Below are 26,120 nucleotides of genomic sequence, written 5' to 3' on the forward strand. Positions count from 1 at the left end.
CCGACCCGCCCCGCCTTAAGTGTTAACGCCAGAAGCCCAGCGCGGCGTGCAAGCGATACAGTTTGCGAAACAACACGCCGCAGGCACGCGCATTGCGCCGCCAAAGAGGACAATCCCCCGCTTTGTGCCGCGAGGTCGCCTCATTTCCGCCCTAGATGTTAGGCACATATCACCTCAAAGAGTCATGCCTCGAAGGCCGAGTCGCGCTTCGTGTCGCCGCATGGGCGGTGCGAAACTCTCACTCGGGTTTCGGCATTTGAGTGCTTAGTGAAAGGATTGCAGATGGACAGGCTTCACGCCCTTGCCCGCATCATGGCCCGCCCGACGAAATCGCCTCTCCCGAGAGCGATCTCGCTAAAATCGTTTTGGCGCGATCAAGAAGGCTCCTTGCTGATCCTGAGCATCTTCATTTTCCTGACGATGGTTGTCACATCCGCGCTGACCCTCGACTTCATGCGACAAGAGGAAGTGCGCCAACGTATCCAGAACACGGCCGACCGCGCCGCGCTTGCGGCGGCGGACCTCAATCAGGTTCTCTCGCCGGCGGAAGTGGTAAAGGATTATTTCGAGAAGGAAGGTCTTTCAGGGATCGATTACGATCTGGTCGTCAACGAGAATACCTACGGGACGTCGCGCACAGTGACGATCACCGCTGATACGAAGGTCAACCGGACGTTCGCAGATTTCGTCGCGCCGGACATTCGTGATCTTCCAATCAAAATCAACACGCAAGCGGAGGAGTCGATCGGCCGCGTCGAGATTTCGCTCGTTCTGGATATTTCCGGCTCCATGGACCGCGTTCCCAGCGCCAGCACCGGAACAACCACGCGTCTGCAACGTCTCGTTCCAGCCGCCCAAAGCTTCGTTTCGCAAATGTTTGACGTCGTACAACCCGAAGGCGCGGAGCCAGGGCGGTTGATGATGTCAATCGTGCCCTATTCGACCCAAGTCGCGTTGCCCGATTACATGCTGGATGCCTATACCGTGTCGAATGATTATTCGATCATCAACTCATCGAAATACCGGTACGAGCAATGCGTCGACTTTGACGATAACGACTTCTCATCACTGTCGATCAACCCCGATACCGAACTTCAGCGCACGATGTACGGCGATAGCTGGAACTACACGCGCTACGTTTCGTCGAAGTACTACAGCTCCTACTACAAGCATTACCTCGGGAATTGCAGCGGCGTGACCGCAAACCAAGTTATGCCTTACTCCAACAGTGAGACAAAGCTCCTCGCCAAAATCGCCGGCCTCGACGCGGACGGAAATACCTCCATCGACTTTGGTGTGAAATGGGGCCTCGCCTTGTTGGACCCGGTGAACCAGTTGGCAATGACACGGATGATTTCATCCAATGACGTCGATAGCGTTTTCGCAGGGCGACCCACGGAATACGGCGAAGATGCCGACGCGATGAAAGTCCTTGTGGTCATGACGGACGGCGCGAACACCGACGCTTACTCTACAAAACCCGAATATCGCTCGGGCAAGTCGCCTATTGTCTCCCTCGAAGGGACGGACAATTTCGACTTCAGCGACACGTCCACATACGCCTATTATGACGAGAGCAAAGACGTCACCGGCGGGAAACCATATTATAATTTCAGCACCCGCAAATGGGTTGCTGCGTCGGATTTTCAGGAAGCCTATACTTGGACAGAGTATTGCTACAACTCGAGGGGCAAGCTGCGGACTTGCACCTACACCAGCTATAAGCAAGCCACCTTCTACGACGTGTCTTACGAGCACCTGTATCAAACGAAGGGCCTGAACCTCTTTGGCTTGGCCTATTACTTCGCCATTCCCTACGACCGCACAATTCTAACCCAATACAAGTTGATGTCCGAGCGCTCCGAGAACAACGCCCAGTCGAATGAAACGCAAAAGGATGACAACCTTCACGCGATTTGCGACCTCGCGCGCGAGAAAGGTATTTTCGTGTTCACAATCGCCGTCGACCCCTTGGAAGACGGGTATGACTACTCAAGCGTGCTGACCGAATGCGCAACGACAAGCGCCTATGCGTTTAGTGTCGACAGTGACCAGATGACGACCGCCTTCTCGACGATCGTCTCGAACATCAACGCCCTACGTTTGTCCAACTAAGGCCGTATTCGCGCGGCATGGTCCCTGAGATGACCTCACCGCGCGATACATGAACGCGCAACAGCAAAGACAGCTTCCTATGATCAAGTCGATGAAATCCCTTCGTATCCGTTTTGCGCAATTCCTCGCCGCGCAAGATGGTGCATCGACAATTCCGGCGATCATCTTCTTGCCATTTTTGTTGATGATCATGTTTGCCTCGGTTGAACTTGGCCTGTTGAATCTGCGTCAGGTGCTTTTGGACCGGGGCCTCGATCAAACTGTGCGAATTTTGCGGATCGGTGTTGCGACATTGCCGACAGACAATGATGAAGCGATCGAAACGATCAAGAAATCGGTCTGCACGAATATCGCATTCATCCATTCGTGCATGGATGACCTCACCATCGAGATTTTCCAAGTAACTCGCTCGGTGACTGTGACGGGCAGCGGAAGCAATATCAGTGTCTCGCGCAGTTGGGTCTCCAGCGGAGCGGGCACATCCGCAACCTGCACGGATCGAAACATCTCGACGCCGCCGACCGTAACATTGGACCGCGCCACGCCCGACGATCTTATGCTGGTGCGCGCGTGCCTGAAAGTTAACCCAACAATGCCGGATTTCGCATTGGGGCCGCTTTTAGTGAAAGATCAGGCGGGAATGGTTGCCTTGGTCTCAACCTCTGCTTGGGTCCGCGAACCTTACTACACTGGCTCATAATGGGGATTTGCATGAAATATCTGTGTAACATTCGGATCCCACAGCCTGCCTTCGCCCTTCGCTTTAAACGCGACGAGTTGGGCTCTATGGCGGTGGAGGGCGTTCTGGCCGTGCTCTTGATGATGGGGTGGTTGATCACCGCATTGCAATTCTTCGACGGCTACCGCGTCAAGACGCTCAATACCAAAGCCGCCTACACGATTTCCGATTTGCTCTCCCGCGAGAAATCGACCATCGGGCCGACCTATGTCGAGGAGATGAAAAAGGTCTTCGACTTTGTGACTGACGCGCGTGGCGATAGCTGGATACGCGTGACCGGAATCGAATGGGTCGCCGCGCAAAACCAGTTCGAGGTACAATTTTCTTACGCCACGGGCGGATTGCAAGCCTACACCACAGCCGCCCTTCAATCCGAAGCCACACGCATCCCTGCGATGCCTGAGGGAGACATGGCCGTTATCGTCGAAACATCGATGAACTTCGATCCGCTCTTCGGGCTCGGGGATAAAGCCCTGACGTTGGGCGGGGAAACTACCACAATCGGTCTTGGCTCCAACATCTGGATGTCAAACTTCGTTGTGACACGCCCCCGCGGGCCGCGAATTGTCTGGAGCGACTCCTACTAAGCTCGCAACGCCTAAAGGTGATCGCGCACAGGCGCTGTGCTTTATCAGCGGATTGCCCAGCGCCCCTGCAATGCCCAGTTTAATCGCAAGCTCATAACAGGAGATTTGCGATGTCTGTCACAGGTTCCACTCCGCGCCCCGTCATCGAAGAACGAAACGCCCAGCCCGTCATTGAAGGCGCCGGCGTTCATCTGCACCGCGCGTTCGGATTTCATAACCCGACCGAAGCCGATCCATTTTTGCTCTTCGATGATTTTCGGGGCGACCATCCCGATCAATTCGAGGCAGGGTTCCCGTGGCATCCCCATCGCGGCATCGAGACGATCACCTATGTTTTGGCCGGGACCGTCGATCACGGTGACAGCCTCGGCAATACAGGCACATTGGGTGCGGGCGATGTGCAATGGATGACGGCCGGATCTGGGATCTTGCATCAAGAAATGCCGCACGGAAATGCGCTTGGGCAAATGCACGGCTTCCAGCTTTGGGCAAATCTGCCGTCCGATCTGAAGATGACTGCGCCGCGCTACCAAGATGTTCAGGGCGCAGATATCCCTGAGGTCACGGACGACGATGGAACGCGCGTGAAGGTCATCACAGGTGAATTTTGGGGCAAACGCGGGCCAGTCGATGGCATCGCCGCCGATCCCCAGTATCTTGACGTATCAGTGCCTGCAGGCGTCAAAAAACGCTTTAAAATAGACACTTACCGTCGTGCATTTGCCTATATTTATGAGGGCGAGGCGATCTTCGCGGATGCGGCGCCACCCAAAGGGATATTGCTGGAAAAGGATGTGATGGGCCGAGAGGTCAATATTCGTGACTTGTCGGGCAACCGGACGCTGATTCATTTTGGAACGGGCGACGAAGTTGTCGTCCAAGCTGGGGAAAACGGCGTTCGCTTTTTGCTGATTTCGGGGGCGCCGATCGATGAACCTGTCGCATGGCACGGGCCAATCGTGATGAACACACAAGCAGAGCTGCGCACGGCGATTGCCGAATTGCGCAACGGGACCTTCATCAAGCCCGCACATTAGCGCACCGCCATCGGGCCGTTGCTGCTTGCCTCTCCTCTGGCCGCGCCATACTGTCGCGCGGTCAGTCGAAGGCACGTTCATGCGCATTACCCTCTTGTTCACCGCCCTATTCCTCGCCGCCTGCGCGCAGGACGAAACCGATTGGCCCAATCTGCTCCCCATTGAAGACGTACTCGCCGAGGCGCCCGCCCCGACGACCGATCCGTCGCCCGCTTTGGAGAGCCGCGCCGCAGCGCTAGAGGCCCGCGCCGCAGCGCTTCGCGGCAATGTCATCACCCAAGGCAGCCTTCCGGGCTATTGACGACCTAACGCGCGTTGCAAGCGCGGTTCTAAATCGGTATCGAGTGGCCAAACAAATCAGGAGTTCCGCATGTCCAGCCCCCAAGCCCTTCCGCCCCTGCGCCTTGGCATTGCTGGGCTTGGCACCGTCGGAATCGGCACGGTCAAGATCGTCCAGCGCCACGCCGATCTGATCGCTGCGCGCACCGGCCGCGGTGTCGAGATCACCGCCGTCTGCGCGCGCGACAAGACGAAAAATCGCGATGCGGATCTGTCAGGCTACGCTTGGGAAACCGACGCAGTTGCCCTCGCAAAACGCGATGATATCGACATTTTTGTCGAATTGATGGGCGGGCATGAGGGCGCGGCAAAAGACGCAATCGAGGCCGCTCTCGCAACCGGCAAGGATGTCGTAACCGCGAACAAGGCGCTGCTGGCGCATCACGGCCATGCTTTGGCGGTCGCTGCCGAGGCCGCTGGTCGCGTGATCAGGTTTGAAGCGGCGGTCGCGGGCGGCATTCCGGTGATTAAGACCTTGACTGAGGGCCTTGCTGGCAATGCCATGCGCCGCGTCATGGGCGTCATGAACGGGACCTGCAATTACATCCTGACGCGCATGGAATCCGCCGGTCTTCCCTACGATCAAGTCTTCGAAGAAGCGCGGCAGCTCGGCTATCTTGAGGCTGATCCCAACCTGGATGTTGGTGGCATCGATGCCGGCCATAAGCTGGCGCTGTTGGCCTCCATCGCGTTTGGCACGAAAGTGGCATTTAGCGATGTGGTGCTTGAAGGAATCGGCCGGATTTCCATCGACGACATTCGCCGTGCTGGTGATATGGGGTATAAAATCAAACTTTTGGGCGTTGCGCAGATGACCGGTCGCGGGCTTGAACAGCGTATGACGCCGTGCCTCGTTCCGGCCGGATCTCCGCTGGGTCAGCTTCAAGGCGGCACCAATATGGTCGTCTTGGAAGGCGATAGCGTCGGGCAAATCGTTTTGCGCGGGGCAGGCGCCGGTGAAGGGCCAACGGCCTCTGCAGTGATGTCCGACGTGCTCGACATCGCGCGCGGAACACGCCTTACAACCTTTGGTCAGCCTGCCGCGACATTGAAAGATGCGACACCGGCCCAAGTCACGGTGGCCGCTCCTTATTACATGCGCCTTGAGCTGCTCGACAAACCAGGCGCGCTGGCGAAGATTACCGCGGTCTTGGGGGATGCGGGCATTTCGATTTCGCGGATGCGCCAGTATGGCCATGACGACACATCCGCGCCTGTCTTGATTGTCACGCATAAGACAACGCGCGATGCGATTGATTTCGCGATCGAGAAGTTGCCCGCGACAGCGGTTGTCAACGGCGATCCCGTCGCAATCCGGATCGAAGAACTTTAAACGGTGAGGGCAGGTGCGCCGATCCGCGCCTGCGCCCCCGACGTGCGACCGCACCTGAGCGATAGATGGACCCCCTAGCAGGAAACCAGCGCCGTGACCGGCTTGAAATCTCCTTGCCGCATTCATCACTCCGATAGAGATTCTTGTTAGCGCTCGCAGTCTTGTGGCACTCCCTCCATGCGGGCTAAATGCTTGCAGCCCCGCCGAAAATGGCGGCCGCTGCCCCTATTTGCCTAAGGATCCCATCGAATATGACCCGTCCGATTGATTTCAACGACCGCATGCTTTCGCTGGGCCTCGCCCGTGTTTCCGAAGCCGCCGCCCACGCATCGGCGCGCCTGATCGGGCGCGGCGACGAGAAGGCTGCGGATCAAGCCGCCGTGAACGCGATGCGCGATCAGCTCAACATGCTCGATATCAAAGGTGTCGTCGTGATTGGCGAGGGCGAGCGCGACGAAGCGCCGATGCTGTATATCGGCGAAGAAGTCGGCACCGGTGATGGTCCCGCCTGCGATATCGCGCTTGACCCGCTCGAAGGCACAACCTTGACCGCCAAGGATATGCCCAACGCCCTGACCGTCATCGCGATGGCGCCGCGCGGCACGTTGCTGCATGCGCCGGATGTCTACATGGACAAGCTCGCGATCGGGCCGGGATATCCCGAGAATGTCGTTTCCTTGGATATGACGCCGACCGAACGTGTCGAGGCATTGGCCAAGGCGGGCGGTGTGGAGCCTGCGGATATCACCGTTTGTATTTTGGAACGCCCACGACATGAGGATCTGATCGCGGAAGTGCGTGCAACGGGTGCATCGATCCGCTTGATCACGGATGGTGATGTAGCAGGCGTAATGCATTGCGCCGAGGCCGACATTACCGGAATCGACATGTATATGGGTTCGGGCGGCGCGCCAGAGGGCGTGCTCGCCGCATCCGCGTTGAAATGCATGGGCGGCCAGATGTGGGGCCGTTTGTTGTTCCGTAACGATGACGAACGTGGACGCGCCGCAAAGGCCGGGATCACCGACCTCGACAAGATCTACGCGCGCGACGATCTCGTCACCAGCGATGTGATCTTCGCGGCGACCGGCGTAACCGATGGCTCGATCGTTTCGGGCGTCAAGCGCACCGCAACCTATATCGAAACCGAAACGATCCTTATGCGTTCGAAAACGGGATCGGTACGTCGGATGATCTACCGCAACCCGATCAAATAAGCTCGCAGCACCTCGTGCGGCGAAACGGAAGGCCCTGCCCTATGGCGGGGCCTTTTGATTTTGGCTAACGTGCGCGCATGAACAATTTTCTCAACGTTGATTTGTCGCTCACGGGGCGACGCTGGATAGGCCCGACCGCAGCTGCGGATCGTTTGGCCGAGTTGATGGTGCAAGAAACGCGCTTGCCGATGCCACTTGCACGGATTTTGGTCGCGCGGGGGGTCACGCCAGATCAGGCCGATGCCTATCTCGAGCCTACGCTGCGCGATCTCCTGCCCGATCCTTTAACGCTGAAGGACATGCGGATCGCCGCCTCGAGATTCGTTGCGGCCGCCAAATCGGGCGAGAAAATCGCGGTGTTTGCGGATTACGATGTAGACGGCGGCACGTCTGCGGCATTGCTCATCACTTGGCTGCGCGCGATGGGGCGGGACGCGACCCTCTATATTCCTGATCGGATTGACGAAGGCTACGGGCCGAACGAGCCGGCAATGGCGAGCCTCGCCGCAAACCACAGTTTAATCGTCTGCGTGGATTGCGGGACCCTGTCGCACGGCCCTGTGGACGCCGCGAAAGGCGCGGATGTGGTGATTCTGGATCACCATTTGGGCGCGGAGACGCTGCCTGCAGCTTTGGCCGTCGTTAACCCGAATCGGCAAGACGAAAGCGGCGATCTTGCGCATCTGTGCGCGGCATCAGTCGTGTTCTTGATGCTGGTCGAGGCGAACCGCCAGTTGCGCGAGGAGGGCATTAAAGGGCCCGATTTGATCTCGATGCTGGATCTGGTCGCGCTGGCAACCGTCGCGGATGTCGCCCCCTTGATTGGAGTGAACCGCGCGTTGGTGCGCCAAGGGCTGAAAATCATGGCCCGGCGCGAGCGCGTTGGCATTACGGCTCTGTCCGACATCGCGCGTATGGATAAGGCTCCGAACACCTACGCGCTCGGCTTCCTGCTGGGGCCGCGAATAAACGCAGGTGGCCGGATCGGCGCGGCGGATTTGGGGGCGCGCCTGTTGTCTACATCGGACAAGCACGAGGCAGATGCCCTCGCTGCACGGCTGGATGAGTTGAATACGGATCGTCGCGAGGTTGAAAATCGCGTCCGTGAGGCCGCCATTGCGCAAGCCGAAGGTCGCGGAACGGAACGCCCTCTGGTTTGGGCGGCCGGCGCGGGGTGGCACCCTGGCGTGGTTGGGATCGTCGCGGCACGCCTGAAAGAGGCCACGAACCGCCCTGCCGTAGTCATTGGCGTCGAAGACGGCATCGGCAAAGGCTCGGCACGTTCGGTCAACGGCGTTGATCTGGGCGCCGCAATCCAGCGACTCGCAAGTGAGGGCCTGTTGATCAAAGGTGGCGGCCATAAGATGGCGGCAGGGTTGACCGTGGCGGAAGATCAAATTCCGGCGGCCATGGCGCGGCTGGAAGAGCTTTTGGCAAAACAGGGTGCTGGCGCAGGCGGCCCGCGCGATATGCGCATCGACGGCCTCTTGATGCCAAACGCCGCCACGCCCGAGCTTGTCGAGGATATCGACCGCGCGGGCCCGTTCGGCCAAGGGGCCCCCGCCCCGCGTTTCGCTTTCGCCGATATGGCAATCTCCGGAGCAAAACGCGTCGGTGAAAGTCACCTGCGATTTTCCTTCTCGGACGGGTTCGGGAAGCGGATTGATGCGATTGCCTTCGGGGCCTTTGATACCGACCTCGGCATAGCCCTCGAATCCGCTGGAATCGGACGGTTCCATCTGGCGGGGAAGCTGGAAATCAACTCATGGGGCGGGAAGAACAAGGTACAACTGCGCTTAGATGATGCAGCAAGAGCTTGAAAATAAGAGATTTTAGGGAAAAATGAAAAACCTTCACAAAAATCGCAAAAAGGCTCTTGCGCTATTCGCACACCTCCCTTAAACACCGCCTCACGCAAGCAGCGAAGGTCGAAAGACACCGCCGCGAAGCAAGAAAGTGGCCCGTTCGTCTATCGGTTAGGACGCCAGGTTTTCAACCTGGAAAGAGGGGTTCGATTCCCCTACGGGCTGCCACTTCTTGCACTCTCCCAGAAAAAATCAAAAGATTTAGGACGCTGGGTAGGCTTGTTCTGCGGAACTCTTTTGCTGAAAAAAGGCGCCTGCCGCTCATAGCGGGGCGCCTTTTTCAATATACTCAGGATACGACTTAAGCGGCTGTCCGCATAGGCGCCGCAGCTTGCTCGATAAACTCGGCATGAAGCGCCTTGATCGCGGGTTGTAGCTTTTCCCGATCGACGATGAACTGAACGTCCACATTCCGCGGGCCCTGCGTTGCACCGATCGCGAAGAGATCGGCCGTTGCGAGAGCCGTCAAACCGCGCGACAGGACTGACAAGCCATTAAGATCTCGCCCAATGACAGAGGCCATCGACAGAGTGCGCATCGTGATCTCGGATGCCGGAAACGCCTCTAGAATATCACGCTCAACGCGCCGGATCGATTTGAGCGACGTATCGAGGTAATGCGTGATCGTGTTGGCATTCGAGACCTTGGAAACGATGCGAACATTGTGACGCTTCAGCGCCTCCAGAATCACCGCATCATATCCTTTGACACCCACCATATCCTGCTCGAACACTTCGAGCGTCATGATGTCGAGCCCCGTGACGATTTCCACCGCAGGCACCTGCGCAGGAAGATCGTCGATCAAGGTCCCCGGATCTTCTGGCTCGAACGCGTTGGTGACGCGCAACGGGACGGCCGCCTGCCGCAAGGTCTTCGCAGCCTTCGGATGGATCGCCTCCATCCCCATATTGGCCAACTGGTCCGCGACATCGAAATTGGTGCGGCCAATCTTGGTAACGGCATCCGCGCCGACAAGTTTCGGGTCGCAGGAAGACAAATGGAATTCCTTGTGAATAATCGCCTCTCGCGCACCCGTGAGGGCAGCAAGCTTGGAGAATGTCACCTCGGAATAGCCGCGATCGAATTCGCGCATCAAACCTTCCGCGCATTGCGCATATCCCGTAACAATCGGCATCTCGACCGCAGGATCGACGGCCTTCATCGCCGCAAGAATGCGATCTTTCAAGGACACATCGCCCTCGTCGCGCCACCCCGACAAATCGACCAAACGCGCGTTCACGCCCGCACGCCGTAGCATTAGAGTCGTGACAAAAGCGGAATGCGCTTCGCCCAATCCCGAAAGCAGTTCTCGGATTTGCAACATATGCTCGGACAGACGGAAGTGTCCGTAAGCACAAAGCCGTTGCAGATCGATCAAGCAATTGCGCGCGCCGAGGATGCGCTCCGTCACGAACGACTCCGCCTGCTCACGATCTGCGGGATGCTCCAGAACGTTCGTGTGACAAGCACGCATCTGATCAGCGACGCGGTTCAACGCATCATGCCAGCCGTGATCACCCTCGGCGTTGGCGAAATGCGCGTAAACGCCCGGTTCTCCCGACTTCTTATGTTCAAGCAGCAAGTCGGTAATCCCGCCGAAGGCGGAGACGACAAACACGCGACCGTAGAGATCTGCACCCTTCCGGTCGCCGATGAACAACGTATCTTTCAATACGTGCACACGGGACATCGACGTCCCGCCGATCTTCTCAACCGTATGCGCCATATCAATCCACCAACTGTTCCGCAGGCGCGTAAGACCCGTCCTCGCGGTGAACCTCTTTGCCTGTCACAGGCGGATTGAAGCAGCACGCCATATGCAGCTCCTCTTCCGCGCGCAGGATGTGTTTATCGTGCAGATTCAACGCATACATCACACCGGGGTGAATCGCGTGCGTCTCGCCCGTGGCAAGATCAGTGATACATCCCTTGCCCTTCATGCAATAAACACTCTCAAAGTGATGCTTGTAATGGAAGGTGTGTTCCGACCCTGCCTCAAGCACCGTGATATGGAATGAAAACCCCATTCCATCATCGGCCAAGAGCATGCGCGTCGACGTCCATTGCGCATCGGCAACGTGACGGTCGGTGGATTTCAGTTTGTTAAAATCACGAACAATCATGTACTTACTCCGCTGCCAATTGAAGATCACCGAGCACGCTCATGGTCGCCTTCGCAAGGATCGCGAAGCCTTCACGCATGACAGCATCCGAGATTGTCAGCGGCGCAAGGAATTTGACAACCTCGCCGCGCGCACCTGACGTCTCAATCACGAGGCCCATGTCATAGGCACGCTCGCAGATGGCGCTGGCCAAATCGCCCGAACCAACATCAATCCCTTGCATCATGCCACGTCCTTTAAGCGTTGCGCCGTCAATGTGCCGCGCGATGCTTTCAAGCTCGGACGTGAGCAAGACCGACTTGCGTACAAGCTCCGCCTCGAAGGCGCCATCGGACCAGAACTTCTCGATCGCCACACGCCCCGTCACGAAGGCATGCGTGTTCCCACGGAACGTCCCGTTATGCTCAGCAGGCTTCCAGATGTCGTATTCGCGCTTGATAAGAAGTGCAGCGAAGGGAAGGCCAAAACCGGAGAAGGACTTTGCCTGTGTAATCATGTCAGGCTTGATCCCCGCCGCCTCGAACGAGAAATAAGTCCCCGCGCGGCCACAGCCCGACTGGATGTCATCCACGATCAGCAAAGCACCATGCTTGCGGGCGATTTTCTCGACACCTTGCATCCAGGCATCTGACGCCGCATTCAGGCCGCCCTCCCCCTGGATCGGCTCGAAGATAAAGGCCGCGGGCGCATCAATCCCGGACGAGGGATTTGAGAGCATCGCATCGATCACCGTCAACGTGTCGACATCGGCCCCCAAGGAACCCTCGAACGGCATATGCGTCACATCCGCAAGCGAACCATTGCCCGCACCGCTACGCTTGGACGCATTCCCGGTGAGGGCCAAAGCCCCCATGGTCATTCCGTGGAACCCGTTCGTAAAGGAAATCACGTTCCGGCGGCCCGTCACCTTGCGAGCAAGCTTGATCGCGGCCTCGACCGCGTTCGTACCTGTCGGCCCGGTCATCATCACCTTATAATCCATCTTGCGCGGCGCAAGAATTCGGGTCTCAAACGCGTTCAAGAACGCGCTTTTAGCGTCGGTGTGGAAATCGAGACCATGCGCAACACCGTCGCGCGTGATGTGGTCTATCAACGCCGCTTTCATATCAGCATCATTGTGCCCGTAATTCAGCGACGAACAGCCCGCGAGAAAATCGATGTAGCGATTGCCTTCGGCATCGAACACCTCAGCGCCTGAGGCCCGCGTGAAAACTTCATCAACGCCGCGGCAATAAGAACGTGCCTCGCTCTCGCGGCGGGCAAAAATAGATGTCGGGGTTGCCATGTCATTGGGCATGGTATGTCCTTTCCCTTTTGGGGATGAATAAAGTCGATAGGTTAGCCGCGCTGGCGATCTGCCGCGGGCGGTAAGCTGATCGTCACAAGATGCTCAGTGGGATGCGCATCATCGAGATGGATCTCGCGAATGAAATGCGGTTCATCGTGCATCGCGCCCCCGATCAGCCGGGCAAAACTCTGAAACAAACCCCAAGATGCCGCGTTGGACTTCGTGATTGTCGTCTGCAGGTTCGGGGCGTCTTTCACAGCGTTGCGCGCGATCAGATCCAAAAGCATGGTTTTACCAAGCCCGACACCGCGGGCCTTTTCTCCGACAGCAACCTGCCAAACGAAAAAGTCGCCACTTTTCGGGATGATATGACCAGAGATCCAGCCAACCACCTCACCGCCGATCTCGGCGATGACGGAGGTTTCACGGAAGTGCTCCGCTTGAATCAAGTTTGCATAAAGCGAATTTTCATCAAGCGGCTTGCATGCGCGGATCAGCTTCCAGATCGTTGGCCCGTCCGTTGCGGCGGGTTTGCGCAGGGTAATTACCTGCGATTGATCGGCATTGCTGTCATGCGGCATAGGTACACGTCTCGTTGTTTCTTCGATTAGCTAACTAATCCAACACCTTGAAAAAATCAACACAGGAACCAGAAATATCGTCTAACACGATGTTATATATCAGTTAGTTTTTAAAATGTGTATATATATTACGTATATTTTGGATTGGACCTTTTCGAAATTACTTCGATGTTACTACGCAACCGCGGAAAATTTCCCAGATTGATGATCGGCCATTCTTCAGACACACTCACGGAATGAACCAGCAAGCCCCGCAACGACTAGACGAGAGCCTGATCGCGCTGCGCAGAATCCTGCGCGCGACCGAACTCTTCGAACGCGATCTCGCGCATGCCGCAGGCGTAACACCCGCCCAGCTTCGCGTTCTCCAAATCGCACATCATAGGGGCGGACCAACATCGAAGGCCCTCGCGGTGCAAATGGGCGTCAGCCAAGCGACCGTGACGGCCCTTGTCGACAAGTTGGTCGCGCGCGCGATGGTAACCCGGCGCGCGTCAGACTCGGATCGACGCCAAGCAAACGTGGTCGTGACAGATGTTGGACTTCACGCCCTGCAAAACGCGCCCGATGCGCTGCAACAGCGCTACGCACGCGCATTCGACAAGCTGGCGGACTGGGAACAGGCACAGCTTGTCTCGTCACTGGAGCGCGTGGCGGCTATGCTTGACGCAGAGGACATGGATGCCTCGCCCGTCTTAAGCACCGGCGAGCTGCGAACAGAACGATCATAGCCCCCGGCACGGACCGCACGCACTGGCGACGCTCCGCCACTGCGCGCCGCCGACACATAGCTGCGCGAAAAAGAGCATGGTGCCAAAAACCGTTTACAAGTATGTCGCAAGACGAGAACGAGAAGAAGGCAGGCAACTGACATGAAGCGAGTTATTGAAATCGCGAAGCCGGCGACGATGAAATTACGTCACCACAGGATCATACAATCCTTCTTCATCCTCGTGTTCATCCCGACACTCCTATCCGCAATCTACCTATGGGGATTTGCGAAAGACAAATACGTCTCCAGCATGTCATTCTCGGTTCGCACGGAAAGCATGCAATCCGCGACGGATCTTCTGGGCGGGCTCTCGTCGATCACCGGCAGCAGTTCTAGCGACGTCGACATCCTGACCCAGTTTATCGAGAGCGGAGATCTCATCGAGACCGTCAAAGAAACGATCGACATCGCGGAAGTCTTTTCAAGCGCATGGCCTGTTGATTTCGTGTTCGCCTTCAATCCGGAGGGGCAGTTCGAAGATCTGCAGGAATATTGGCGCAGCAGCGTCCTGACCAGCACGACAAACGGCATCGTGACGCTCTCTGTCACGACATACGACCCCCAAAGCTCGTATGACATCACGAACGCGATCTACGAGGCCAGCCGCGACCTGATTAACCGGCTGTCTGAGGAAGCCCATAGCGACGCGACGCGCTTTAGCCGCGAGGAACTCCGGCTCGCCGAAGCCCGCCTGACAAAGGCGCGCGAAGAGATGACCAATTACCGCCTACAGGCGCAGATCATCGACCCGAACGCGACACTTGAGGCGCAAATGGGGATTCTGACCAACCTCCAGTCACAGCTCGCAGAAGCCGATATCCAGCGGGCTCTCCTAACCCGTACGGGCAGCGGAACCGGCCCGCGGATCGACGAGATTGATCGTAAAACAGCCGCCATCAAGGCGCAGCTAGAGATCGAGCAAAACAAATTCGCGCGTGGCGGGAAGGGACCGGGGGGCGAGGACTACGCCACAGTGTTCGCGCGCTACGAAGCCCTCGCCTCGGATATGGAGTTCTCGCAATAGGCGTATCGTTCGGCGCAACTGCTCTACAATTCCGCCCTCGCGGAGGCGAAGCGTCAAGCTCGGTAACTCGTGGCACATGTCAAACCCACGATCGCGGAGAAAAGCCTCGCGCCAGTCCGGGTAATGTCGCTTTTCGTGACAACTTTGTTCTTGCTGCTTATCTGGTCAATCGGCGTCTTAATCTTCTACAGCATCCGTGATCGCCGGTGAGCCATGATAACATTGGAAAACCTGACGAAATCGTATCGCACCAAAGGTCAACAAAAGGTCGTCGCGCGCGGTATTAACGCCACTTTCCCGACAGGGGTGGCTGTTGCGCTTTTAGGGCGAAACGGGGCGGGGAAGTCGACCCTGATGCGGCTTATCGCGGGGAATGCAAAGCCAACAAGCGGACGTATCTGGAGCGATGGCACGATCTCGTGGCCCGTCGGCTTCGCAGGCTCGTTCCACGGCGAACTGACCGGCGCGCAAAACGTCAAGTTTATCTCGCGCATCTACGGCGTCGATACGGACATGCTGATTGATTTTGTTGAAGATTTTGCGGAGCTGGGCGAACATTACCGCCTCCCCTTCCGCACCTATTCATCGGGAATGAAATCGCGGCTTGCGTTCGGCGTGTCCATGGGAATCCGCTTTGATACCTATCTCGTAGACGAAGTCACCAGCGTCGGGGATCAACGCTTTAAAGAGAAGGCGAATGAGGTTTTCCAAAAGCGCATCGGCGCATCGGGGGCCATTGTCGTATCACACTCGATGAATGTCATTCGCCAGATGTGCACCAAGGCAGCCGTGTTAGAAAACGGCAACTTAACAATGTTCGATAACGTCGAGGATGCCATCGCACGCCACATGGAGAACATGAAATCATGAGCCCGCGGCCCGAAAGCGATCTTCTTGAGCAAGACGGGATGCGTGCCCGCAAATACCGAACGTTTAGGACGGTTTTCGCGCTCGTCATGCGGGAGATGTCGACCACGTATGGCCGCTCGCCAGGCGGATATCTTTGGGCCGTTTTGGAACCCGTGTTGGCCCTCACCGTTCTGACTTACGTGTTTTCCTTTGTGATGCGCACGCCGCCATTGGGCACCAGCTTCGCGCTGTTTTATGCAACGGGCTACCTGCCGTTCATGATGTTCAATGACATCGCGAACAAGACCGCCACTGCCCTCAACTACTCACGACCGCTGCTTCAATATCCTGCGGTGACATTCGTCGACGCGCTCCTTGCGCGCGCGTTCCTACATTTGATCACCCACGTCTTGGTCGCATATATTGTCTTCATCGGAATGACCCTCATCTTGGATCTCCGGTTGAGCCCAGACTATCCTGCGATCGCAACCGCCTATTTCTTAGGCGGGATCATTGGTTTCGGCGTGGGCTGCTTTAACTGCTACCTGATGACGAGCATTCCGGTATGGGAGCGAATCTGGCAGATCATCACGCGGCCCCTTCTGTTGATCTCAGGCCTGTTTCTGCCGTTTGATTCGATGCCAGCTCTAGCGCAGGATATTTTGTGGTGGAACCCGCTGATCCATGTTGTCGGATTTCTTCGCAAAGGCATTTACGCGCCCGCCTATGAGGGCAGCTACCTGTCATTGGCCTATCCGATTTTGCTGTCGCTCGGCCTCGCAGCCCTCGGGTTGCTCCTCCTTTGGCGCAACCATCAGCGACTGCTTGAAGCTTAGATTGAGCGCGCTCCTCAATTGACACGGCGACCGCCGCGGCGTGGCCGGCACAGCGGCCTCACGCCCCCCTACACGGCTCGCCAAGCGGTGAACACACGACTCCTGCGATATTCCTATCCGCACGCTGCTGCTGCCCCCTGACGGCCGCGGTGGCTGGACCCAGCTATTCTGGCGAACTCACCTCGCGAAAACAGGCGATCGTAACGGAGAGTTTGGTTTGAAAGCGGCGCGTGACGGCGCAAGACACCCGCGCCGGAAAGTCGCTGACGGTAGCGGAGCACTCAACGCCCCGACAGGCATCCCATAAACGAGCATCCCATAAATTCGGATACATGCAGGCATGCCACGCAGATCAGACGATGCGACAAAAAGACGCCTGAAAGGCGTATTTTATATAACATTCAAGTAGAGGAGAAATGGTGCACCCGGAGCGATTCGAACGCCCGACCCTCAGATTCGTAGTCTGATGCTCTATCCAGCTGAGCTACGGGTGCACTGTGAGGCTGCATTTACCGACCGTTGCGGGGGGTTGCAAGTGCTATTTTCAACTTTCTTCATTCGAATGCTGTTTTTTTGATTTTTTGCTCTGATCCTTGCCGAGATGGTTGAAAATCCGATCAATCCAGATCTTTGGGGTTCCGCTAAGTCAGCCAGTTATCTCACCAATTTCCACATGATCGGGGAGACGGATCATGAATTCGGTTCCCTCGGAATCGGTACGCACAAGCTCCAGCTGCCCCCCGTGCCCCCGAATAAGCTCGGCGGATATCGCCAAACCGAGGCCCGTGCCACCCTTTCGCGACCCGCCGGAAAACGGCTGGAACAGATGCTCGCGCGCGCGCTGAGGCAGGCCCGGGCCCGTGTCTTGCACGCGAATCCAAACCCCTTGGGCATGGCGCCCCGCACCGATTTCGATCGTGCCATGATTGCGAGTTCCCTCAATCGCCTGCCGTGCGTTGCGCACGAGATTCGAAAGAACACGGTAAAGCTGCTCACGGTCGGCGCGCACATCGATGGACCCCGAAATATCCGTCACGAAATCAACAAGCGCCGCGCCATCCTTTTGGGTCTGATCGGCGGAAAGCTCTTCGCCCTCCACGACCTCCGCCAGCAATCCCTCCAGCGCAAAGGCTGTGAGCGTCGGCGCAGGCTCCTCGGCCCGACCGAATGCCAAAGTTGTCTCGCACAGGTTCACAGCGCGTGAGATCGAGTTCACCAGCTTTGGCGCCGCGCGTGCGACCGCTGGATCCTGGCTCGTTTCCATTCGGTCCGCGAACAATTGCGCGGTGGTCAGAATATTGCGCAAATCGTGGCTAATCTTGGCAACGGCTTGCCCCAACTGCGCAAGGCGTTCTTTCTGCTTCAGCGCGGCCGTAAGCTGTGTCTGCATCGAAGCAAGCGCATCCTCGGCCACACGCAGCTCACGAATCCGCGCTGTCGGCTCGATGATCCGCCGCGCGTCCTCGGGCGAATCGGCATATGCGGCCATATGCGCGACGACACGCTTGATCGGCAGAACCATTACCCGCCGAACGGCAAAGAAGAGCAATAGCGCCGTGAACGTCGAGAATGCCGCGGAAAGCGACAGCAGTCGAAGCCCGTATTCAAACATCGCATCCCGCAGCGGCAGCGTCTCAAGCGTGACCTCGATCACCTCGCCGCCCTGCTGCACCGGATTGCCGATCACACGGATCACGTGGTTTTGCGTATCAACCATCTGCGCAAGCGCCTCGCGAATCCGGTCCAACTCCGACCCTTCGCGCAAATCATACGTAACGGAGACGGGTTGCGGAATCGTTGACGACAAAATGAGCTGCCGGACGGCATCACGGCGCAGAACGACGTTGAACACGCCCGCGTTGGCAAGAAGCTCCGCCTCCAACTCCGGCTCAATCATCGAATCAGTCGCAAGAAGCGCGAGAGAGGCGATCTGCGCACGCTCAAGGCGCGTCTCGAACCAGTCGACACGGAAATTCGCGAGCCCAGGTAAGAGAATCAGCACCTCGGCCAGAATGACGAACACCGTCGTCACGATCAAAAAACGGCCCGAGAGCGTGTTCAGATGCATACCCTACCTATCGCGGCCCCGCGCACTCTTCGTCGTGCGCCGCACTCCATCCGACCTATCAAATCCGTTGGCGAATAAATAGGGCGTGATCGGCCTATTCCCAAGGGGATGCCCCGCGATAGCCTGTCATCTTGCCAATTTAGCGTGTATTATTGCGAAATTGCGCATTTAACCGCGAGCAATCGCCATTTTCTTGAGCACCTATCCGCCGGATTGCGGCCGCGAAGGCGACAAAAGGCCCCCGCCAGCGCGTGCCTGCGCTTCGCATAACGTAAAAAGGTGAAATAATCCGGCTTGCTGATTGACTTGCGTTCGCCCCGCCACTAGAGACGGGCTTCAATTATGAGCGGCAACCGAATCCAGTCGGGTCGTGTTGCCCTACCGTAGAAAAAGAAACCGGAGTACTTGCGATGAAACGCACTTTCCAGCCTTCGAACCTTGTTCGTGCACGTCGCCACGGCTTCCGCGCCCGTATGGCCACCAAAGGTGGTCGTCGTGTTCTGAACGCACGTCGCGCTAAAGGCCGTAAGTCTCTCTCGGCTTAAGCCGATAAGGTCTGAACGGCATGACACCGCCGGAGGCGCCCGTGAACGGTCCTGAAGACCGCCAATCGGGATCAGCCCCGGCGGTTTCCGTTTGCGCGGATGATAAAGCGATTTCCCTTGTCCCGTCCGCTGTGGAAACACTCCGCAAGCGGGCCGATTTCCTGCGGGCCGCTTCGGCGCGCAGGGCTGGGACATCCAGCTTTCTCCTTCAAGCTCGACAACGCAAAGCCGATGAACCTGTCGCGCCAGACCTCGCTCGTGTAGGGTTCACATGCTCTAAAAAAGTCGGAAATGCCGTTGCGCGCAACCGCGCCAAGAGGCGCTTGCGCGAAATCGCACGGCTGAGCTTGCCGGAACTGGGCCGCCAAGGGTGGGATTATGTTCTCGTCGGCCGCCTAGACGCTACGGCGAACCGCGAATTTCAAGCGATGCTACGTGACATGCGCCATGCCCTCGCGGATGTGCATTCAGGTAAGCCGCAAAAACCCCGTCCACCCGCCGCCATCAAACGCGGGCCGCGGAGGGGGAAATGACCCCTCTGGCCTGGTTCGTATCCCTCCCAGTGCGTGCTTACCGCCTGATCGGTAGTCCTTGGGTTGGTAACGCCTGTCGCTTCCAACCCACATGCTCCGCCTATTCGATGGAAGCTTTGGAAAAGCATGGCGGCGTAAAGGGCACCTACTTGACGCTTCACCGTATTTGCCGTTGCCACCCTTGGGGAGGGGAAGGATATGATCCGGTACCCGCGGCCACGACAAAACCTCCCGTCCAAAAGGAAGACTCTGATGCTTGATGATGAAGCAGAGCCGATCCATCCCCTGTTCCGCAACGCGCCCTCGACGACGGAATTCAAAAAGCTCCGCAAGCGGATTATCCGCGAAACCCGTGATGCTATTGAAAAATACGGAATGATTGAGGCTGGCACGCGCTGGCTGGTTTGCCTCTCAGGCGGCAAGGACAGCTATACCCTGCTGGCGGTTTTGCAGGAGTTGAAATGGCGTGGACTTCTGCCTGTCGATCTTCTTGCGTGTAATCTTGATCAAGGCCAACCCGGCTTTCCATCCACCGTGCTTCCCGCATTTTTGGAAGAAATGGGCGTGCCCCATCGCATCGAATATCGGGATACCTACTCGATCGTCGTCGACAAAGTACCGGCGGGTCGCACCTACTGTTCGCTCTGCTCGCGCTTACGCCGTGGCAACCTTTACCGTATCGCCCGCGAAGAAGGATGTTCGGCAGTCGTTCTGGGGCATCACCGAGATGACCTTTTAGAAACATTTTTCATGAATTTGTTTTTTGGGGGCCGCATGGCAACCATGCCCCCCAAACTGCTCAACGAGGACGGTGACCTGTTTGTTTACCGCCCGCTGGCTTTCGTCTCGGAGGCTGATTGCGAGAAATTCGCCACCTCCATGCAATATCCAATTATCCCTTGTGACCTTTGCGGGTCGCAAGACGGGCTTCAACGCCAACAGGTTAAGAAAATTCTGGATGAGTGGGAGGCTCGCACCCCCGGTCGACGCCAAATCATGTTCCGCGCTTTGATGAATGCCCAGCCCTCTCACCTCGCGGACACCGCATTGTTCGATTTCGCGGGCCTCACGCGACAGGCCGCCACGCATCAAGCACCGTCACCGGCCACAAACGCACCGAATTTTAGCCAAATACCGCCTAATCTGCGCGACACAGATTAACTTCGCGCTGACCTAGACACGCTAGCCTCTCATCCTTGACGGGGTATGTCGGGTGAAAAGGGGTCTGCAAATGGTGGCGAAGAAAATCAGTGAAAGGAGGGCGCAACGGCGTGTGTTCAGGTACGAATTATTGGCCTTTATTCCCGCAATCGGCCTTTCCGGAATTTGGTACGGATGGCAAGGTATCGCATTGATCTTGGGCGCGGCGATTGCGGTGGCTTGGCTCGCCCGGGGCGACATCGTCCCTCCCAAATCCCCCTCAATTGAAACGCCACGAGACCCCCTCACGGGGCTACGGTTGCGGCCGACAGGCGAGACGCTCCTCGATGGTCTCCTGACGGAAGCAGAATCAACTGGCTACACGATCGCCTGTATCGTTTTAGGGGTGGATGACGCGCATCTGATCGCACAGCAAGAAGGGGAAGCGGCGCTCAACAAGGTGCTCCAAGTCACGGCCGAGCGGCTGACTGACACGTTGCGTGAAAAAGATATCGCGATTCGATTGAAGGGGTCGCGATTCGGACTGCTGATTCAGCCCACGCCCCGCACAGATTTGGCCAGTGTCATCCAGCTTAGCGCGCGGCTACAAAAAGCGGTTGAACAACCAATCGCCCTTCCAGGCCGCACATTCTACATCAACGCGCATATCGGCTTCGCCCTATCGCCCCATGTACCCGAGCGAACAGGGCAAGCGATGTTCAATGCAGCAGAATGCGCAGCAACCGAGGCCGCGCACAACGGCCCCAGCGCGATCCGCGCCTTCTCAGCGCAGCTAAAAGAAACCGGCCAAACGAGGACCTCCCTGACGACGGAGGCCGCCAACGCCTTGGAGAGCGGGCACATCATCGCCTATTTCCAGCCTCAGCTCTCCTCCCACACAGGGGATATTGAGGGGTTTAACGCCGTCCCGCGCTGGATGCATCCCTCCAAAGGCATTCTAACCGAAAACGAGCTTTTGCCCGCAATTGATGCCGCGGGTCTAAGCGACCGGCTCAACGAAATCATGCTGTTCAACGCCCTTTCTGCGCTCCGTGGTTGGGATCGGTGTTATCGGGAGGTCGAAAGCGTCTCCATTACACTCACGTCGCATCATCTCACGAATCCACAGCTTCCTGATTATATGATGCGGGATCTCGCGCGGTTCGACATTGCCCCGAAACGCCTCCGTTTGGTCCTGCCGCAGACCCTTATCGCCGAGCTCGACGACACGATGGTTAGCCATAATCTCCAAGCCCTTCACGCGCGCGGCTTTCCCATCGAGATGTCCGGCTTTGGCACCAGTTCCGCCTCAGTTCACACAATCCGCCGTGCCTGCGCGGATCGCCTGCGTCTGCACCAGAGCTTCACAAACAAGATTGACACGGATCCGGATCAACAACGCATCGTTAGCGCCCTGATATCCTTGGCGGAGGGGCTCCACCTCGAAACTCTCGCGGAGTCAGTCCAAACAATCGGTGAGCACGCAATGCTCACGCAGATCGGCTGCACCGTCGCGCAGGGGCCCGCCATCGCACGCCCTATGGGCTACGACGACACGCTAGAATGGATCGACCGTCATCGCGACAAACTCAAAGCTACCCCAAAACTAAGGCGCCGATAGCTTTAGCCTTCCTTCGAGCCAACTTCCACGGCGCCCGTCGCAACCGGCGCCGTGGGTGAGTCGGGATGCCGCACTCTTTCCCGAGGGCAAAGGCCCGCAACTTCGCCGCGTTCACTTTTTATAGCTGAAACGCCCCCCAAACCTGCCCGTTTAGGGAAAACCCCTTGACCTTTGCCCCCCCCTTCGATTGAACCCTCTCGAACTTCCGAAATGGCTGGTGGGCTTTCCCTAATGGACGACAATAAGAATCTCATCCTTGCAACGGTGCTTTCCTTCGCGGTGATCATCGGCTGGACCTTCTTCTTCGCACCTGAGGATGTTGCGCCAGAGCAGGTCGCGACGACGACCGAACAACTGGCGGCAACGCCCCCCGCTGCGACTTCGCAATCAGCAGGCACGACATCAACGACGCCGGCCGAGGCCGAGACGGCAGACGCGCCCCGCATCGCGATTGACACCCCCGCGCTTGAGGGATCGATCTCGCTGATCGGTGGTCGGATCGACGATCTCTTGCTCAAGTCCTACAAAGAAACGCTCGACGAAGGCTCCGCCGATGTCCGCCTTCTCGCGCCTGTCGGTACTGACTACGCCGAGAAGCCCTATTACGCCGTCTATGGCTGGCTCCCTGCCGGATCGATGGACCCTGCCCTCGTCCCCAATGCGAACACGCGCTGGACCGCTGATGGCTCAAACACATTGACCCCCACCACCCCCGTCAAAATGAGTTGGGATAACGGCGCGGGTCTTATCTTCCACCGCGAAGTCTCCGTAGATGAAAAGTTCTTGTTCACCGTGACGCAAAGCGTCGAGAACAACACAGGCGCGGCCGTCCGCCTTGCGCCCTACGGCATCGTCGCCCGCCACGGTCGCCCAGAAGGCAATGCGTTTTATGTGCTCCACGAGGGCGCGGTGCGGATGTCGGACGGCAAGCTTGAAGAAGTAAAATACAAAGACATCACCAAGCTCGACACGGATGAGCGCGAAGGCCAAGCCGAGGTCGTTGACGTCACCGAGAATGGCTGGGTGGGGATCACCGATAAATATTGGATGACGACAATCGCGCCGATGCCTGGTCAAGGGTTCAAATCGGTTGTGAAATACACGCCCAACGGCGAAATCTACCAAACGGAAGCTCGCCTTCCTGTGGTCGAAGTTGCCGCCGGCGCGAATTCCAGCGTCTCGACGATGCTGTTCTCTGGTGCAAAAGAATGGGAAACCATCAAGGATTATGAGGCCGACAAAGGCATCGTCGGGTTCATCGACTCCATCGACTGGGGCATCTTCTTCTTCTTCACCAAGCCGATGTTCTGGCTGTTGCACACCCTCCACGGGCTGATCGGCAACATGGGCCTCGCGATCATCGCGCTGACCTTCGTCATCAAACTGGCTGTTTTCCCGCTGGCTCGCAAATCCTACATCTCAATGGCGCGCATGAAAGAGTTGCAGCCGGAGATGGAAGCGCTGAAAGCGAAGGCGGGCGATGACAAGATGAAGCTCCAACAGGAGATGATCGCGCTTTACAAGACGAACAAGGTAAACCCTGCCTCAGGGTGCCTGCCGATGTTCCTGCAAATCCCGATCTTCTTCTCGCTCTATAAGGTTATTTTCGTCACCATCGAATTGCGTCATGCGCCATTCTTTGGCTGGATCAAGGATTTGTCCGCGCCCGATCCATCGTCGATTCTCAACCTTTTCGGCCTCCTGCCTTATGCGACGCCCGAACCGGGATCGATTTTCTTCATCCTCTCTTTGGGTGTTTTGCCGATCCTCCTAGGCATCTCGATGTGGTTCCAGCAAAAGCTGAACCCGGCACCTGCGGATCCGACACAACAAGCGATCTTCGCGTGGATGCCTTGGATCTTCATGTTTATGCTCGGCTCGTTCGCTTCTGGCCTCGTTATCTACTGGATCACCAACAACACAATTACCTTTATCCAGCAGTATACGATCATGACGATGCACCATAAACGCCCCGATATCTTCGGGAACATCAAGGAAGGCTTCCGCAAAAAGAAGCCGACCGAGACGAAGAAATGATCACGTTACGCCACATCATCCGGCACCCTATAAAATCGGTCGGATATGAGGAAATCGAACGCGCGCCCTTGGAGAAGGGGCGCGCGCTTCCCTTTGATCGCCACTGGGCAATTTCACATACCGGCGCAAAATTTGCCGATACCCCGAGCGGACAGCCGCAGGCGTGGGCGCCTAAGGTGAATTTCCTGCGCGGCGTGACGGGGCACGACCTTATGGCGATCCGCGCATCCCTAAAAGATGACACAATAACGCTGACCCATCCGAGCGCGGGCGAGATCACATTCTCACCCGAGCACGATGAGGCCAAACTCCTCGAGTGGGTTTCCCCTCTCTGGCCTGCGGACAAGTCCCGTCCAGCTCATCTTGTTTCGGTGCCCGATCAGGCGCTGGCAGATGTACCTGAACCCTACCTGTCGATCATTGGCACTGCCTCGAATGCCGAACTCTCTGAGCGTCTCGGCGTCGAGCTTTCCATCCACCGCTGGCGTGCGAATCTTTGGCTAGACGGTCTTGCTCCTTTCGAAGAATTTGATCTGCTCGGCAAAAAACTCCGCTTGGGCGGGGCTATACTTGAGGTGGCCGAGCGCATCACACGTTGCAAAGCAACCACCGTTAATCCCGCCACAGGTCAGGCCGATGCAGATACGCTCAAAGCGCTGCGCGACGGCTGGGGCCATCAGGACTTCGGCATTTACGCCACCGTCGTCCAATCAGGCGAAATCACCCGCGGCGACAGATTGGAGATCCTCTAATGGAAATGAAATTCGACCTCGCCCCCGAGCCCGATCAATTCGCCCGCGAACGTGGGCGCCTCATGTTCGCCGCACCCGTGGACTTTCTTAAGGGCGTCGTCGCGATGTCGGGTATGCCGCCGGATGACCGGATGGAGGTCTGCTTCGCGGGGCGCTCGAATGTCGGGAAATCGTCCTTGATCAATGCGCTCACCAACCGCAAAAACTTGGCACGCGCGTCGAACACGCCCGGACGGACGCAGGAAATCAACTTTTTCACCACCGAAGACGGCCCGTATCTCGTCGACCTTCCGGGCTATGGCTATGCCGAGGCTCCGGTTGCGATTGTGCGAAAATGGCAGGAATTGCTGAAGGCTTACCTTTCGGGCCGCGCAACGCTTCGCCGTGTTTTTGTCCTGATCGATACGCGCCATGGAATTAAATCTGTGGACGAGGAAATCCTGACTCTTCTCGATCGCTCGGCTGTCACTTTTCAGGTTGTGATGACCAAAGCTGACAAGGTTGGCAAAACCGAGCGCGAGAAGAATATCGCCCAAGTGAAAGCGGCGCTGACCAAGCACGTCGCCGCCTACCCCGAAATTATCGTCACCTCCTCGGAGAAAGGCGACGGTATCGAAACCCTACGCGCCGTTATCGCGACGCTCGAATAACGCTCGATCGCGATGCCTTCCGCTGTTGGGGGGGGTATCGCGATTGCCGTCGCCAAAAACATACCAAGG

25 protein-coding genes and 2 tRNA genes are annotated in these 26,120 nt (G+C 57.5%); 21 read left to right on the forward strand and 6 right to left on the reverse strand.

The window, feature by feature from the left end; genetic code table 11:
- Positions 1–282 precede the first annotated feature (282 nt).
- The 9 genes from SJY32_RS11250 (at position 283) to SJY32_RS11290 (ending at position 9,400) form a co-directional block, all read left to right on the forward strand.
- Positions 283–2,115 carry a pilus assembly protein TadG-related protein gene (locus tag SJY32_RS11250; RefSeq protein ID WP_376875068.1) on the forward strand — a complete coding sequence of 611 codons (1,833 nt, stop codon included), beginning with the start codon at positions 283–285 and terminating at the stop codon, positions 2,113–2,115.
- 91 nt (positions 2,116–2,206) lie between these two features.
- Positions 2,207–2,815 carry a TadE/TadG family type IV pilus assembly protein gene (locus SJY32_RS11255; RefSeq protein ID WP_376875071.1) on the forward strand — a complete coding sequence of 203 codons (609 nt, stop codon included), beginning with the start codon at positions 2,207–2,209 and terminating at the stop codon, positions 2,813–2,815.
- A gap of 11 nt (positions 2,816–2,826) precedes the next feature.
- A complete protein-coding gene (locus SJY32_RS11260; RefSeq protein ID WP_376875074.1) occupies positions 2,827–3,441 on the forward strand; it encodes a TadE/TadG family type IV pilus assembly protein in 615 nt (204 codons plus the stop codon).
- A gap of 110 nt (positions 3,442–3,551) precedes the next feature.
- Positions 3,552–4,478, forward strand: a complete 927-nt coding sequence (locus SJY32_RS11265) for a pirin family protein (RefSeq protein WP_376875077.1) — start codon at positions 3,552–3,554, stop codon at positions 4,476–4,478.
- Between the two features lie 79 nt (positions 4,479–4,557).
- Complete coding sequence (locus tag SJY32_RS11270) at positions 4,558–4,779, forward strand: hypothetical protein (RefSeq protein ID WP_376875080.1); 222 nt, start codon at positions 4,558–4,560, stop codon at positions 4,777–4,779.
- A gap of 69 nt (positions 4,780–4,848) precedes the next feature.
- Positions 4,849–6,150: a homoserine dehydrogenase gene (locus tag SJY32_RS11275; RefSeq protein WP_376875083.1), complete on the forward strand. Its 1,302-nt coding sequence runs from the start codon at positions 4,849–4,851 to the stop codon at positions 6,148–6,150.
- 251 nt (positions 6,151–6,401) lie between these two features.
- The gene (gene glpX / locus SJY32_RS11280; RefSeq protein ID WP_376875086.1) at positions 6,402–7,367 is read left to right on the forward strand and encodes a class II fructose-bisphosphatase; all 966 of its coding nucleotides are present in this window, start codon (positions 6,402–6,404) and stop codon (positions 7,365–7,367) included.
- Positions 7,368–7,444: 77 nt separating this feature from the next.
- The gene (gene recJ / locus SJY32_RS11285) at positions 7,445–9,187 is read left to right on the forward strand and encodes a single-stranded-DNA-specific exonuclease RecJ (RefSeq protein WP_376875089.1); all 1,743 of its coding nucleotides are present in this window, start codon (positions 7,445–7,447) and stop codon (positions 9,185–9,187) included.
- Positions 9,188–9,325: 138 nt separating this feature from the next.
- Positions 9,326–9,400, forward strand: a tRNA-Glu gene (locus SJY32_RS11290).
- A gap of 133 nt (positions 9,401–9,533) precedes the next feature.
- Here SJY32_RS11290 and SJY32_RS11295 read toward each other — a convergent pair.
- Genes SJY32_RS11295 through ectA form a run of 4 tightly spaced genes read right to left on the reverse strand, consistent with a single transcriptional unit; the run spans position 9,534 to position 13,224 of the window.
- The gene (locus SJY32_RS11295; RefSeq protein WP_376875092.1) at positions 9,534–10,958 is read right to left on the reverse strand and encodes an aspartate kinase; all 1,425 of its coding nucleotides are present in this window, start codon (positions 10,956–10,958) and stop codon (positions 9,534–9,536) included.
- A 1-nt stretch (position 10,959) separates the two neighbouring features.
- Positions 10,960–11,355, reverse strand: a complete 396-nt coding sequence (locus tag SJY32_RS11300) for an ectoine synthase (RefSeq protein WP_376875095.1) — start codon at positions 11,353–11,355, stop codon at positions 10,960–10,962.
- A 4-nt stretch (positions 11,356–11,359) separates the two neighbouring features.
- Complete coding sequence (gene ectB / locus SJY32_RS11305; protein WP_376875098.1) at positions 11,360–12,652, reverse strand: diaminobutyrate--2-oxoglutarate transaminase; 1,293 nt, start codon at positions 12,650–12,652, stop codon at positions 11,360–11,362.
- 41 nt (positions 12,653–12,693) lie between these two features.
- Positions 12,694–13,224 (reverse strand): diaminobutyrate acetyltransferase, encoded by a 531-nt coding sequence (ectA, locus tag SJY32_RS11310; RefSeq protein WP_376875101.1) that lies wholly within the window; start codon positions 13,222–13,224, stop codon positions 12,694–12,696.
- A 236-nt stretch (positions 13,225–13,460) separates the two neighbouring features.
- Between ectA and SJY32_RS11315 the strand changes: the two genes are divergently transcribed.
- The 4 genes from SJY32_RS11315 to SJY32_RS11330 all read left to right on the forward strand — a co-directional run bounded on the left by SJY32_RS11315 (position 13,461) and on the right by SJY32_RS11330 (position 16,705).
- Entirely contained in the window at positions 13,461–13,955 is a 495-nt protein-coding gene (locus SJY32_RS11315) for a MarR family winged helix-turn-helix transcriptional regulator (RefSeq protein ID WP_376875104.1), read from the forward strand.
- Between the two features lie 141 nt (positions 13,956–14,096).
- A complete protein-coding gene (locus SJY32_RS11320) occupies positions 14,097–15,020 on the forward strand; it encodes a hypothetical protein (protein WP_376875107.1) in 924 nt (307 codons plus the stop codon).
- A 213-nt stretch (positions 15,021–15,233) separates the two neighbouring features.
- Complete coding sequence (locus tag SJY32_RS11325) at positions 15,234–15,890, forward strand: ABC transporter ATP-binding protein (protein WP_376875110.1); 657 nt, start codon at positions 15,234–15,236, stop codon at positions 15,888–15,890.
- Positions 15,887–16,705 carry an ABC transporter permease gene (locus tag SJY32_RS11330; RefSeq protein WP_376875113.1) on the forward strand — a complete coding sequence of 273 codons (819 nt, stop codon included), beginning with the start codon at positions 15,887–15,889 and terminating at the stop codon, positions 16,703–16,705. The genes SJY32_RS11325 and SJY32_RS11330 overlap by 4 nt, the downstream gene beginning before the upstream one ends.
- Positions 16,706–17,122: 417 nt before the next feature.
- Here SJY32_RS11330 and SJY32_RS11335 read toward each other — a convergent pair.
- Both SJY32_RS11335 and SJY32_RS11340 read right to left on the reverse strand, forming a co-directional pair.
- Positions 17,123–17,199: transfer RNA gene (locus SJY32_RS11335), tRNA-Arg, on the reverse strand.
- A 152-nt stretch (positions 17,200–17,351) separates the two neighbouring features.
- Positions 17,352–18,773: a sensor histidine kinase gene (locus SJY32_RS11340; protein WP_376875116.1), complete on the reverse strand. Its 1,422-nt coding sequence runs from the start codon at positions 18,771–18,773 to the stop codon at positions 17,352–17,354.
- 410 nt (positions 18,774–19,183) lie between these two features.
- Between SJY32_RS11340 and rpmH the strand changes: the two genes are divergently transcribed.
- From rpmH to yihA, 8 genes are all read left to right on the forward strand, one after another.
- Complete coding sequence (gene rpmH, locus SJY32_RS11345; RefSeq protein ID WP_066013101.1) at positions 19,184–19,318, forward strand: 50S ribosomal protein L34; 135 nt, start codon at positions 19,184–19,186, stop codon at positions 19,316–19,318.
- 20 nt (positions 19,319–19,338) lie between these two features.
- Positions 19,339–19,851 carry a ribonuclease P protein component gene (gene rnpA / locus SJY32_RS11350; RefSeq protein ID WP_376875121.1) on the forward strand — a complete coding sequence of 171 codons (513 nt, stop codon included), beginning with the start codon at positions 19,339–19,341 and terminating at the stop codon, positions 19,849–19,851.
- Entirely contained in the window at positions 19,848–20,111 is a 264-nt protein-coding gene (gene yidD / locus SJY32_RS11355; RefSeq protein WP_376875124.1) for a membrane protein insertion efficiency factor YidD, read from the forward strand. The genes rnpA and yidD overlap by 4 nt, the downstream gene beginning before the upstream one ends.
- A complete protein-coding gene (gene ttcA / locus SJY32_RS11360; RefSeq protein WP_376875127.1) occupies positions 20,104–21,012 on the forward strand; it encodes a tRNA 2-thiocytidine(32) synthetase TtcA in 909 nt (302 codons plus the stop codon). The genes yidD and ttcA overlap by 8 nt, the downstream gene beginning before the upstream one ends.
- A gap of 112 nt (positions 21,013–21,124) precedes the next feature.
- The gene (locus tag SJY32_RS11365) at positions 21,125–22,612 is read left to right on the forward strand and encodes an EAL domain-containing protein (protein ID WP_376875130.1); all 1,488 of its coding nucleotides are present in this window, start codon (positions 21,125–21,127) and stop codon (positions 22,610–22,612) included.
- Between the two features lie 231 nt (positions 22,613–22,843).
- Positions 22,844–24,649, forward strand: coding sequence for a membrane protein insertase YidC (gene yidC / locus SJY32_RS11370; RefSeq protein WP_376875133.1), 1,806 nt, complete (start codon positions 22,844–22,846; stop codon positions 24,647–24,649).
- Positions 24,646–25,401: an MOSC domain-containing protein gene (locus SJY32_RS11375; RefSeq protein WP_376875136.1), complete on the forward strand. Its 756-nt coding sequence runs from the start codon at positions 24,646–24,648 to the stop codon at positions 25,399–25,401. Before yidC ends, SJY32_RS11375 begins: the two co-directional genes overlap by 4 nt.
- Positions 25,401–26,051, forward strand: a complete 651-nt coding sequence (yihA, locus tag SJY32_RS11380; protein ID WP_376875140.1) for a ribosome biogenesis GTP-binding protein YihA/YsxC — start codon at positions 25,401–25,403, stop codon at positions 26,049–26,051. The genes SJY32_RS11375 and yihA overlap by 1 nt, the downstream gene beginning before the upstream one ends.
- The last annotated feature ends 69 nt before the right edge of the window (positions 26,052–26,120 follow it).

Source organism: Albirhodobacter sp. R86504, from assembly GCF_042466415.1.
Lineage (GTDB): Bacteria > Pseudomonadota > Alphaproteobacteria > Rhodobacterales > Rhodobacteraceae > Albirhodobacter.